Annotated in this window: 11 protein-coding genes, 1 tRNA gene and 1 pseudogene; 7 read left to right on the forward strand and 6 right to left on the reverse strand. The window is 57.8% G+C overall.

What is annotated here, in order from left to right; all coding sequences use genetic code 11:
* Nucleotides 1–110: pseudogene (locus EOA78_RS36650) on the forward strand (IS630 family transposase); the annotation flags it as partial.
* Between the two features lie 51 nt (nucleotides 111–161).
* Here the strand turns inward: EOA78_RS36650 and EOA78_RS33215 are convergent.
* Complete coding sequence (locus tag EOA78_RS33215; RefSeq protein WP_091595098.1) at nucleotides 162–554, reverse strand: hypothetical protein; 393 nt, start codon at nucleotides 552–554, stop codon at nucleotides 162–164.
* A gap of 138 nt (nucleotides 555–692) precedes the next feature.
* Here EOA78_RS33215 and EOA78_RS33220 point away from each other — a divergent pair, with 138 nt between their 5' ends.
* On the forward strand, nucleotides 693–1,742 hold the full coding sequence (locus EOA78_RS33220) for a DUF262 domain-containing protein (RefSeq protein WP_245477954.1): 1,050 nt from the start codon (nucleotides 693–695) through the stop codon (nucleotides 1,740–1,742).
* Nucleotides 1,732–2,400 carry a hypothetical protein gene (locus EOA78_RS33225; protein WP_091595094.1) on the forward strand — a complete coding sequence of 223 codons (669 nt, stop codon included), beginning with the start codon at nucleotides 1,732–1,734 and terminating at the stop codon, nucleotides 2,398–2,400. The genes EOA78_RS33220 and EOA78_RS33225 overlap by 11 nt, the downstream gene beginning before the upstream one ends.
* Here the strand turns inward: EOA78_RS33225 and EOA78_RS33230 are convergent.
* A complete protein-coding gene (locus EOA78_RS33230; RefSeq protein WP_091595092.1) occupies nucleotides 2,397–3,551 on the reverse strand; it encodes a DNA cytosine methyltransferase in 1,155 nt (384 codons plus the stop codon). The two genes, EOA78_RS33225 and EOA78_RS33230, sit on opposite strands and share 4 nt — an antisense overlap.
* 556 nt (nucleotides 3,552–4,107) lie before the next feature.
* On the opposite strand from EOA78_RS33230, the gene EOA78_RS33235 reads away from it, so the two are divergent.
* Nucleotides 4,108–5,463, forward strand: a complete 1,356-nt coding sequence (locus tag EOA78_RS33235) for a hypothetical protein (RefSeq protein WP_091595090.1) — start codon at nucleotides 4,108–4,110, stop codon at nucleotides 5,461–5,463.
* 66 nt (nucleotides 5,464–5,529) lie between these two features.
* Here the strand turns inward: EOA78_RS33235 and EOA78_RS33240 are convergent, their stop codons facing one another.
* The 3 genes from EOA78_RS33240 to EOA78_RS33250 all read right to left on the reverse strand — a co-directional run bounded on the left by EOA78_RS33240 (nucleotide 5,530) and on the right by EOA78_RS33250 (nucleotide 8,087).
* The gene (locus EOA78_RS33240; protein WP_091595088.1) at nucleotides 5,530–6,699 is read right to left on the reverse strand and encodes a hypothetical protein; all 1,170 of its coding nucleotides are present in this window, start codon (nucleotides 6,697–6,699) and stop codon (nucleotides 5,530–5,532) included.
* Nucleotides 6,700–6,708: 9 nt separating this feature from the next.
* Nucleotides 6,709–7,710 (reverse strand): nucleoid-associated protein, encoded by a 1,002-nt coding sequence (locus EOA78_RS33245; RefSeq protein WP_091595086.1) that lies wholly within the window; start codon nucleotides 7,708–7,710, stop codon nucleotides 6,709–6,711.
* A gap of 131 nt (nucleotides 7,711–7,841) precedes the next feature.
* Nucleotides 7,842–8,087: a hypothetical protein gene (locus EOA78_RS33250; RefSeq protein WP_126034262.1), complete on the reverse strand. Its 246-nt coding sequence runs from the start codon at nucleotides 8,085–8,087 to the stop codon at nucleotides 7,842–7,844.
* Nucleotides 8,088–9,400: 1,313 nt separating this feature from the next.
* Between EOA78_RS33250 and EOA78_RS33255 the strand changes: the two genes are divergently transcribed.
* The 3 genes from EOA78_RS33255 to EOA78_RS33265 all read left to right on the forward strand — a co-directional run bounded on the left by EOA78_RS33255 (nucleotide 9,401) and on the right by EOA78_RS33265 (nucleotide 11,137).
* Nucleotides 9,401–9,652, forward strand: a complete 252-nt coding sequence (locus EOA78_RS33255; protein WP_091595315.1) for a hypothetical protein — start codon at nucleotides 9,401–9,403, stop codon at nucleotides 9,650–9,652.
* 65 nt (nucleotides 9,653–9,717) lie between these two features.
* Nucleotides 9,718–9,963 (forward strand): helix-turn-helix domain-containing protein, encoded by a 246-nt coding sequence (locus EOA78_RS33260; RefSeq protein ID WP_236387255.1) that lies wholly within the window; start codon nucleotides 9,718–9,720, stop codon nucleotides 9,961–9,963.
* Nucleotides 9,947–11,137 (forward strand): site-specific integrase, encoded by a 1,191-nt coding sequence (locus EOA78_RS33265; RefSeq protein WP_091595079.1) that lies wholly within the window; start codon nucleotides 9,947–9,949, stop codon nucleotides 11,135–11,137. Before EOA78_RS33260 ends, EOA78_RS33265 begins: the two co-directional genes overlap by 17 nt.
* Before the next feature lie 106 nt (nucleotides 11,138–11,243).
* Here EOA78_RS33265 and EOA78_RS33270 read toward each other — a convergent pair.
* A tRNA-Ile gene (locus EOA78_RS33270) sits at nucleotides 11,244–11,319 on the reverse strand.
* Between the last annotated feature and the right edge of the window lie 410 nt (nucleotides 11,320–11,729).

Raw genomic sequence — 11,729 nt, forward strand, 5'->3', positions numbered from 1 at the left:
CCGAGAGAACCATCAAGGCGTTGTGGGACACGGTCGGCGCGGTCGTCGACCTCTTCACCACAGCCGAATGTGCCAACTACTTCAAAGCCGCAGGATATGAACCGGATTAAACAGGACGCGCTCTAGTCTCGGAAGAGAAGGGCGGATGTCGAAAGATACCGCTAGTCGTAACTTTTATTGCCGGTGCCGGCAGATCGACGTTCCGACCTTCCGATCGTTGAAACGCTCCGGCGGATCTGCAATCTGAGTTCGCCGATATCGGAAACGTCGGATAGACGAATGGGATAGTCGGCCGTCTCCAATTTAACTCGACGGTCGTTCGGGTCGAGGTCGGCGAGGGCCTTACTGTCGACCCACGCCCCCTCAAGATTGCCACCGAGCACCGCGAGGCGGGCTAAGATGGTTTCAAGGGTCGCGATATAGTCCGGGTTGTAGGCGGGCTTGCCTCGGGAGACGCCGCCATTCGAGTGAAGCACGATGTCGACCCCGATGGCCGTTTCTTCGACCTCGAACTCTGCGTCCAGTATCTGACCATCCTCACCGAAAGCCGTCAAGACATTTTCCTCACGGCGCCGAGTGTTGGGCGAGCGACGCAGGGTTCCGATTCTCTGCCTCGCTAGCGATCATGCCAAGAATCTGACATCTATGCATCTTGTCGGGACCAAAACCTTATGTCGAACCTTTTACTGCAGTTGGCAGACCCGGACGAAGTGGCTGCGATCGTCGATGATGTGCGCCGGGAGGCTCGGTACGTTGTTACGGACTTTTCCGTCGAACTGGTGGTTTCGAAATTTCGCGATGAGGCCGAGACGGAAGGGGACATCTACGTTCCGGAGTATCAGCGAAGCCTCGCTTGGAACGAGGAGCAAAGCTCCTATTTCATCGAGAGCCTCATCCTCAGGGTCCCAGTTCCTCCGGTATTCCTCTATGACGTCGAGGGGCGCTTGGAGATCGTTGACGGCTCGCAACGGATCCGAAGCCTAGTACGATATTTGCGGGATGGGTTCGCGCTGAGAGGTCTCGAGAAGCTAGACATACTGAACGGATATCATTTCGCCGATTTGCCGCCCTCGGTGCAGCGGCGTCTCAACAACACGCCAATACGTTCGTTCGTCTTGGACCAGGGAACCGACGAAAGCACCCGTGTTGAGCTGTTCAGGCGCCTCAACACATCAGGAAAGCGACTTGAAGACGCCGAAATACGGAAAGGCGTTTACCGCGGTGCCTTCCTCGATCTGGTGATTGAAAGGGCTGCATCAGACCTCTTTAAGAGCTTGACGCCCCATATGGCCAAGGGCGTCGACGCTCGCAGCGAGCGTCAAGAGCTAGTCACGCGCTTTTTCATCTACTGCGACCGCTACCTGGCGTTCCGCCACGATGTCAGGAAATTCCTCGACTCCAACATGGACAAGCTGAACAAGTCCACTGACGAAGCGCGGCTCTCGGAGATGGGCGCCGAATTCGAGCGGACAATGCAGTTTATCCGCATGTACTATCCGAAGGCCTTCTATCGGCCGGATGGAGGGAAACGCGTTCCTCGTGTCCGCTTCGAAGCCATTGCCGTTGGAACGGCGCTCGCCTTACGGAGCGATCCGGCCTTAAGGCCGCCATCGGATGCATGGCTGCGGTCGAAGCAGTTCGAGGAGCTGGTGCGGACGGACGCCAGCAACAGTGCTCCGAAGCTCCGGGGGCGTATCGAATACGTCCGCGACAGCCTGCTCGGCCGTCCGTATGAGCGTTGAGGGACGCTTTCGCGTCCGCGCGCAGGACGTGTCCGAGTACCTAAAGTCTCTGCAGTCGCTGGAGCGTGTTTACAACATACCCGGCCGCAGTTTCTACCGCGCAACGGCGGCGATCACGGCGTCCCGCGCCTCCGCCTTCATCATGATGTACAACTGCATAGAGTTCGGTTCCCGAGAGGCGTTGGTAGGGCTGCGACAGGAGATCCTGGCAGGCGGTGGCGGCTTTATGGCTCTGAAAGACTACTGGCAGGAAGAGATAGCCCGAGCTCACTTCCGCGACCGGCTCACCCAGGGCGCCAACCACGACAGCCTCATCCGCGACGTGGCCAGGTTCGCGCCTGGGGTCGTGGACTGGAAATCAGACCTGCGCCGTCTGCCGTTTTCCGGAAATGTCGACAACGAGGAATTGCTACGCTTCGTCGCGCGGATCGAAAGCCGATGGCGACCACCGCGATCTTGCCTCGGCGGTTCCGACCTGGTCCTTATAAGACAGATGCGCAACACACTTGCTCATGGCGCCGAGACGTTCGAGACCGTCGGTTCCCAATTCAGCACTCAGGACATTACCGAGAAGTTTCGACGGACAAGGATCTTCATGGTCTCGCTCATTAAGGGGCTTGAGCGCTACAAGACAAGGCAGCACTACCGCCGCGTTTAGGCGGGTACTTCTTCGAGACCGCAGTGGGTCGCCAGTGCTTGCGCGAAGTCTTGGTTCTTAGTTAGCCCACTCTTCATGTAGCGGCGAAGAAATCCCTCGGCGGCGCGGACGGATAATGTCTGTGCATCGTTCAAGCCAAAGCTCGCGATCGAGACGCGGCGTTCGTCTGCCGGTCCTTCACCCGCCCCAGGTATGTAGCGTGAAGTCTGCTTAGGGCCACCCCACGCCGCGTTGTGCTGGGAAAGCGTCTCGGTACCGTGTTCCTGATAGGCAAGGCTGTGGGCTTCCGAGGCCACCAGACGTTGTCCGACCCAGGTCGCCACAGGCACGCTCACAGCGTTGCCAACAAGGCGCCAGCGCCCGCGCTCGCCCTTATTGGTGTCGCGGGCAGCCGCCGTCCAGCCAGCGGGGAAACCTTGAAGGCGTTCCGCATCCTCGATGCCAGGCGTCTGAAACAGTCCAGTTTCCACCGTCCAAATAGCAGGCGGTGAAGGTATGCTTAGGCCGGAGCCCCCTTTTAGGGGTGGTACTGCATCAGGGGTCCAACCCACGCCACGATTGCCCTCAGTCCAGTAAAATCCGATGTTGGCCGCCCAATCGCTTGCGGGCGCTACGCGGTCGATACCGTCGAAGAGGAGGTTTCCGGGGTCACCCTCCAACATGCCGACGATGAAAATGCGCCGGCGTCGATGCGGAAGCCCAAATTCCCGAGTGTCCAGCACGCGGTACGCCCAGCGGTAGCCGCGTTCGGCTAGCTCGGCGGTAACGTACCGTACTGCCTTGCCCTTCTGCAGATTTAGGGAGAACGCAACGTTTTCGAGAACTATAGTATTCGGCTTCTTCGGTGTAGCGTCGAGCAACCTGAACACGTGCGACACCAGCCCGGACTGGCTGCCGTCCAAACCAGCCATCCGTCCAGCTTGACTGAGATCCTGGCAAGGCCAGCCACCGACAAGGGCGTCGCACTTGGGAAGACGAGGCATGGCCGTGACATCGTCGACAAGACTGATCTCCGGAAAGCGGCTTCGCAAGACGGCCTGTGCCGCAGAATCCTTTTCGCACATCAGGGACGTCTTTAGGCCCGCTTTGGCGAAACCCACCTCGAATCCACCAATTCCCGAAAATAGGCTTGCGACGGTCTGATTCGACATGAGATTCTCCGAATCCCTTATCAGTTAACAGAGATCCGTTTCAAACTCGAGAAAATAAATCGCAGCTTGGCTAGCGCCAAGCTGGCCAATATGGCTCGATCGCCCATCTGCGCAGGCAGGGCGAAGGTCGTGTTTCAGGAAAGTCGGGGAATTCACTCAGAGTTCAAGGTAGAACTTTCTAGCCGGTTGGCCCGAAAGCAGGCCTGTTGAAGCGTCTGCTTCGGGTCACGTCACGAAGATACTCGCACCGAATTGAAGGTCCGTTATGGAAGATCCGAGGCCCGAAGCTTCCAGTCCGCTATCGGCCCCAAGAATGACGGGCTGCAATGCGCCATATCGGTCGTATAAAGTGCCCCCATCCGTTCCCGAAAGCCGTCGTCTGTTACCTGGCTCGTGAGCTGCCGGCAGTCTATCCGAGGTTTCGTTACAATTGTCGGCGGACATCTCGAACATCGTTGCAATTGACGCACACGGATATCTATTAGATGGCGGTAAATCGGACGGTAGCCGCTATTCTCGAGACGGCGGATTCTGCCATTGAGGGGGATGTACCGGCATGCGACTCATCCAGAACAAGGCGTCCGATGATCATCGGACCGCTGTCGCCCATGTTTTGGAGGGCGCTGAGCAGATCAGCATCGCCGTCGCCTTCCTAAAAGAGGGTGGCGCACGGATCATCGGGCTGCTCCTAGAGGCACGCCTGAAGCAGGGCGCTAAAATTGAAGCTTTCCTCGGTACTGATTTCTACATCACCGAGCCAAAGGCGCTCGCGCATTTGCTCGCAATAAAGAAGCGGTTCGGGGCCTTCGAAATGTTTCTTGCAAACGGCAAGACCGCAACCTTTCACCCGAAGTCCTATGTCGGACGAAGCGAAGGCCAGGTTCGGTGTCTGATCGGGTCAGCGAACCTCACGACCGGCGCCCTGACAACAAACGATGAAATTTCAATCCTGGCGACCGTGAACTCGGACGAACAACTGTCGTCGGATCTGAAAGTCACCTTTGCCGATTTTCGTGAGAGCGGCAGCTTCCAAGAACTCGATGACCTGGTGCTTGGGCAATATGCCTCGCGACACAAAGACGCCGAGCGATTGCGACGCAAACTTGAGAAAGAGCTCGAAGACAACTTCGCCGCACAGTTCGATCTGCGGCGCTTGAATGGCTTCCTCCGCCAGTACCGCGCAGACAAGACCGAACGTTCCGCGCTGGCGAAGCGCCGGACCGATCGGGACAAGGCATTGAAGGTTCAGCAATTGATCGCGGATCTCGGCAACGCGCCGAGGATTTCGAAGGAAATGAGGAGCGTCTTCGCAGAGAATCTAAGCAATCTGATTTCTTCAAGAGAGCCTTATCAACATCTCTGGCATTCCGGCGACATTCATCGACGAGGGTCGGCGGCACTCGATCATCCCAAGAAGACGATCACACTGTTCGCCGCGGGCAGGAAGGCAGCCAAACTCGCGCCAGAACGGGGTTACGAGCAGATGCGTCAGCTAGCGCTCGGTATTCCTGGCGTGGGCGTGAATATGATCACGGCGATTCTCTGCACCTTCGCCCCGAAGCGGTACGCTGTCTTCAACGGCAATACCTCCGGCGCCCTAGCGGCGATCGGCATTGGCGCGCCTCGAAGTCCAACTGTCGCAACGCTGTCGGCCGAACGATACACGCAATTGTGCGCTACCATCGACGCGCTGCGGAGGCGCATCGGTGGCGCTGATTTCACGGACGCCGACGCGTTTCTCAACTGGCTGTATTTCAAGACGAAGCCTTCCAAGCGCGCGCATGAGGGAGGCGCCCCAAAAACCTCACCTTGCGTGTCGCGGCCACGCCAAGTTGTCCGGCAGCACCGCGCCTCTAATCGGCCGTTCAGGCAGAGTTTGCCTTCACCGAAAGCGGGCAGTCCGTTCGAGTGAACCACATGGCCCATAGTGCCCCAATCGAACGAATCTCGCTTCTATGGCGTGACCCGAACGGCGCTCTCAGCACGCCCACGGCATCAGAGTTGTCAGCTGGAAATAAATGCGCCAGGTGAGTAGCGCCCCGAGCCCGCAGACGACAAGGATGATGCCAAGGACGAATCGGTGAAGTGTAATCCGGTTTTCCAGCTTGCGATAAAGAGGGAGGAACTCCGCGGCGACGACCGAGTAATCGCCCTTCAGCTTGGTCTTCTGTCGGGTCAGATCGTCGTCTATCGTCGACAGCGTCAGCAGCTGGTTGACGATGGCAAACGCCAGGAGGGCAACGAACAGCGTTGCACCGAGCGAGATGGCGAGGTTTGCCCAGAAATTCACGTCGCATTGAGTTGCGGGCTTGAGCTGCGTGGCGATGATCACACTCGCGACGGGAATGCCCATTATCTGGTTCTGGATGTCATGGAATGTCTTATGGATCTTACCGGTGTAGTCCGCGATGGCCTCTTCCGCCTTCCCCCGGATCTTGTCGTACGAGAACTCCGACGCGAACAGCCTATAGCTGTCCTCGCACTTTGTGACGAAGTCCCGAAAGTGTCGAAGAAGGTACCTGAAGCGCTCGCCTTCGGGATGGGTGCGACACGTCTCGATGAGCGTGGTAGCAACGATCGCAGCCTTCTGGTCCTTGTGCACCTTCTGCATGACGAAGTTCTCGAACTCGTCGACCAGTATGGAGTTTACGGAGACAAGGTCCGATGACCTGAAGTCTACACGGACCATCAGCCGGATCGAGCCGAGGAACAGCATCTCCGCCTGGTACGGGTCGAGAAACGCAGCCGCCTCTTTTAAGGTGCGGACCAGGCGCAATGCGTTCCGGTAGCGCGCGACGGCGTCGGGAACGACGGTATCGTTGTAGGCGAACCTCTCCTCGATCAGGTAATAGCGCTCCGGCTCGGCTATGCGGTTGCGACGGTTCTCGAGCAGCCGGTCGAGGGTGAGCGCGAGGAAGCCAAGTCCTGTGCGTGGAGCGCCGATTTCGACGCTAACTGTCGCGCCTATGACGACCGCCGACGCTGAGTCGACCGTGAATGCCGCGTCGTCGAAAGCCTTCTCATCGCTTTCAATCTGCTTCAGCGTTTCCACAATGCTGTAATCGCGGACCGTCAACTTTCCCGCGGAGCCATCTTTCGAGAACTCCGTGTTGCGGTAGAGTGCTATCAGCTGGTCGAACGTGATCATGAGGCTACGCTACTCCTGATCGTGTTCCAGTCTTTCGATCAGGTCGGGAGGGAGTTCGGTGAAGGTCAGGGTCTTCTTGTCGTCGTTATAGACGATCTTGCCGTCGGTAAGGGCTTGCCGATTGAATTCGACCGACCAGAGCCGCGTCTTCGCGGAGAACTTCACCATCGGCGACAGCGCTCGCTTCTTCGGAACGAAGCCGTCGCCAAGTCCGACATCCGGATCTCCGAGCGATTTGGCGAGTTCTTTCGGGTTCTCTGGAAAGAGCTCGTTGGAGAATGTCTCGAGATCCAAAGGCTCGTTGTCCCGGATGTATCGCTGGCAGATGTCGTACGCCTTCTGCAGGAAAGCTTGCTTGTCCTTCACGAAGCCCTTCGCCGGCTCGGCGAAACCGTTCAGCACGCGCACCAGTGTCCTGGTATCCTCGAGGTCCTGAACGGTGCTGTCGCAACCGAGGAACTCCTTGAAGTACTCGGCGACGTTCCCCTTGCCCTTTAGGAAGCCGATGTAACGGTCCGCCGAGTTAGTCCATGCCGTCATGTTGATCCGGCCGGCGAAGCGGAAGCCGTCGAGGTCGAGGTGTTCGACTGACGCGATGTCAAAGCTTTTGGTGAGCGCCGCACCGAGCTTGTCGTTGATGATCGCCACTAGCAGAAACCGTTGCTCGTCCTTCTCGAGATGCGCGAAAAGGACGTGACCGCCCGTCGCCCCGGGCTTTCGGCGCGCCTGAACGGTCAGTGTCGTCATCAGCTTGGCCGTGAGCGTGGCGAAGTCCTTGAAGTCGCCCTTCCGGAACTCGTCAAGATAGGTCTGTGCCGGATAGTTGTCGGAGCTTGCCGCGAAGCGCCCGTGAGACTTCGAGGCGCGGCTCGCATACATGGCGTGCAGCTCGCCGACCACGCGCTCCACCGTTTCCGAGACCTTGAGGTGCGCGTTACCCGACACCGTTTCAAAACTCTCGGAATTCCTCTTCAGGTCGTGCACCGCGACCTGAATGACCTGCTCGACCATCGAATCCTCCCCCTCGTGATGGCAGTTATGCGAGACGTGAGGGCCCGAACGCAAGTGTTCGAAGGATTAGCAGACCGAATATCCACGCCATGCGTGTCGAAAGGCGGAACGTCTTTCGATCCGCTCATGGCCTACGATCGCAGCGCGGTTTGGATCTTCTTCCACTCAGGAATTTCATCGAAATGGTACTTACGCAGCCTCGTGAAAAGATCGAACGCGTGAAGGGTTCTTAGGATTAAGAGCGGGGCATTGAACGACGCCATTAGCACGCCCGAGAGAGTATCTTGCCGTTCAGCGAGCAACGCCTTGAGAACGACGATCTCGTTGCCGGGGTCTACGATCCAGGCTCCGGCATTGGCAACGAAGGTCACCGACACGGAGTCGGCAGCCGGGTGACCGATCTCGCAAAGTTTCGCGTAGGAACGGCTTTATGCCGGGAATCTTCATTCCATCCACGTGGTCGACGTACTGGAAGGTCTGCATCGCCTTGCGACTGCCGGTGTCTTTTCGGTCTTCAGCACCTTCCGGGCATGCGTGAAGTGTATCAGCGTGTCTTCCAACTCCTTAGCGGACAGCATGGGCTCCCCAGCCTGACGGAAATCTCGGCTCGTATCGCATCCTTGTTGTAGGCGAGCGTCCGGGCCACTGGTCCCAGGCTGTGGTTTATATCGCCTGCGGATTCGATCAGGCTTCTACACGCCGACGCGCAGCCATATAGACTTCCCGCCTCATGTTCGCGGACCGCCACCTTGATCCACCTGGACGTACGGAACACCGATGCGACCGAAGCCATATGCGCCCGGTACAGCATCTCCGTCCAATAGATGTGCCCCATGTACGCCCGCCCGATCGATTCGTCGCGAGCCCTGTATTCGAAATCCGACAAGTCCTTGAAAGTGTACCTGTCTCTCATCAGATCAGGCGCAATGTCGTTGACGATGCGGCCGTAGAGTTCGGAATTCTTCCGAACACTGCGGACTTTTCTTAATGTCCAGATCGAGAGCTGGTGTCGAGGGCGAAACTTGGACCATGCAGCGATCGTCTTTCAAACACATCCTAACAGAGAAGCCGGACGCCATGCGAAGCACGTCGGTGACCGGCTGCTTTCGTATCTTCATTCGCCAAGACCCGACCGCCTACTGTCGGCCCAAACGGGACGTCTGAGTAGTGGCTCGCTGATCGCCACTCCTGGCGCAAAGCTGCCAATCGTTGTGCGGCGCCCTCGTCGACTTCGATCGACGAGCCGAAATTGCCTTGCTCCATCTAAAGTTTGAGCGATGAGTTAAAACCGATATGATTAGAAATATCGGTTTCAGCACCAAAGAGTGGCAACTCTGCGACGGCGGTTTTTCGACGGTCCTCGGGATAACGGCTCCGATTTCGACACTGAGGGAGGGTGCGCAAGAGGGCCAGCGGGATGTCGCAGGTGGTTAGCCCCGGTCGTGCACAATGCAATGTAGCCGTCCACCGACTTGCCCCACGAGTCCGCTTAGAAACGCTCTCCTCCCGTGATCCACAGTCCACACGTTGCTACCAGTTTACGCCGCACGAGCTAGTCAGGCCGCTTCCGCTTAACGAGGCTCTTCTTATTTTAGCCCAACACGATCTGCTCGCAGCGAAATGGCAACTAGGATGCGGCTTTGTGCTTCGACACCAACCCGCCCGGAGTATCAGGACCGAGGCAGCGTCCATGAAGAGTGACGCAATCTCGTATCCCCCACGAGGGCTATCTCGTGAGGAAGCAGCTCGTTACATCGGTGTCGGATCGACGCTTTTTGACGAGATGGTTGCCGATGGGCGTATGCCAAAGCCCAAGCGCATCAATAGCCGCGCTGTCTGGGATCGTGTAGCCTTGGATATCGCTTTCACCTCGTTGCCGGACAAAGACAGCGGCCTTCAAGAGCTGTTGGAACGAAGCAAACGGGGCGTGGAAAAAAGATAGCAACTACGCTCGTTGCGTATACGCTGCAGGCGTAGTACGATGATAGCCCGTGCGGAAGGCATGATGTGAACGAGAATGAGAAACTTGCGCAAGACGTGAAAGCATGGCGGGCAAAGGAAGGGTTTACTGCCGAAGCCGCGGCCAAGGTACTGGGAATACCGAGGCGCACCTTTGAAGGCATAGAGCAAGGAAGAGGGTTTCGTTACCCGGTGCTCCTGCGCGTTGCCATCAAAAGCAAAACCCTTTCGCTACGGGCGAGTCTGAAAGGGTCCCCCGGACTGAAAGGAGCATTTGATGGCTCGGCCATTTAAGGATGCCCGTTACCCTGGGGTATCTTCGCGCCTCAAGAACGGCAAGCTAATCTATCGCTACCGCGCAAAGGGCATGCCTGAAATCCGCCTTCCCGGTAAGCCCGGCGATCCCGAGTTCGAGGCGGCTTACGAGAAGGCCACGCAGGGTCAAGGCAAGAAGGCAGTTATCGTCGATTTGCCCGGTCGGGCACTGCCAAAAACCTTTGGTCATGCCGCGCGCCGGCTTGAAACGACAATGGAGTGGTTGGGCTTTGATGAAGCCACGCAGCAGAAGAATGCGCGACTGATTGAGCGTTTTCTCAACCTGCCGGTCGATCCCAACTACCCACTCACCTGGCGCAATACTCCTGTTGAACATCTCGACGCGGATCGGCTTCGCGCCATCATTGAAGGCATCTTCAGGACGAACCGCACAGTCGCCAAACACACGTTGGTCGCCATCAAGAAGCTTCTATGGGTCGCGACCGATGTCGAAAAATGGATCAAGCCGCAGGATGATCCGTCGCTATCTATCCGCGTGCGGGTGCCCAAATCGACCAAGAACCCAGCTTGGCCAATTGCGATGCGCGAAAAGTTCGAGGAGCGACACCCCATCGGTACAGCCGCGCGCACCTGCTATGCACTGGGGTTCTGGCTTGGAAATCGGCGCGGCGATATCGCTGCTCTTGAGTGGGACGATCTTTTAACCGAAGAGATCGAACTGTTCGACGGCTCGCTGGTGCTAATCGAGGCCTTTGATTTCCGCCAGAAGAAGAACCGCAACCGCCATGGCGGGCGGGAGATGTTCATTCCAGTCGTAGACAAACTAGCAACGGCCTTGGACCTGCTCGATCGCTCGAGAGGCGGCACGGTCTTAAAGAACGCCTATGGCAGGTCATTCTCGGAAAAGAGCCTGACCGGCATGATGCAGCACTGGACGCGGCAGGCGGGAATTCCAAGCGGCTACACGCTTCATGGCCTGCGCCGCACCTTCGGCACCTACCTCGCTGAATGCAACATCCAGGCGCGCGCCATCATGGAGGCGATGGGTCATTCCTCCATGACGGTAACAGATGAGTATGTGCGTGAGGCCAATAAGAAGCGGATCGCGGTTGATATTGCTCGTGCCATCAACGAGCGCGAGGCCAAACGCGACGCCATGAAGCGGCGGGCAAACCTCCGCATCGTCAGATAATCAAATCGAGTCGGAACAAACCGGGACCACGGTCCTGCTTTGGGCCCATAATGGGCCCAAAACGTTTTGGGCCGAGGGCACTTTTTGTGAATAAAAACAATGGTTATGGTGGGCCCGGAGGGACTCGAACCCCCAACCAAGCGGTTATGAGCCGCCGGCTCTAACCATTGAGCTACAGGCCCCACACGCGGCTGGATTAATGTTTTTCCCCGAATCGCACAAGGCTTTCCGAACTGGCTGGCCGAGATCGTCCAAATCAGCCCATATTCAGACATTAGAGCGACATGCGTCCACTTAGACGCGCAAAGTACGCTCTAACGCTTTGAATTACGCATCGTGCTTTCCGAAATCGATTCCGATTTTTGGGCTCGATGCGGTAGTCGACAAGCGCGACTGGATCGCAGACCGAGGAGATTTTTATGACCAGACATCTTTTGCCCTTGGCGCTCGCCGCCGCAATCGCGTTTCCGGCGATGGCCGGCGCGACCGATTCGCCGCCCCCTCCCCGTATCGTCGTCACCGGCGAAGGTGAAGCGACCGCGGCCCCCGATCTGGCGCTGCTGACGCTCAGCGTCATGCGCGAGGCAAAGAC

Origin of the sequence: Mesorhizobium sp. M5C.F.Cr.IN.023.01.1.1 (assembly GCF_003997585.1) — a bacterium.
In the GTDB taxonomy this organism is placed as follows: domain Bacteria; phylum Pseudomonadota; class Alphaproteobacteria; order Rhizobiales; family Rhizobiaceae; genus Mesorhizobium; species Mesorhizobium wenxiniae.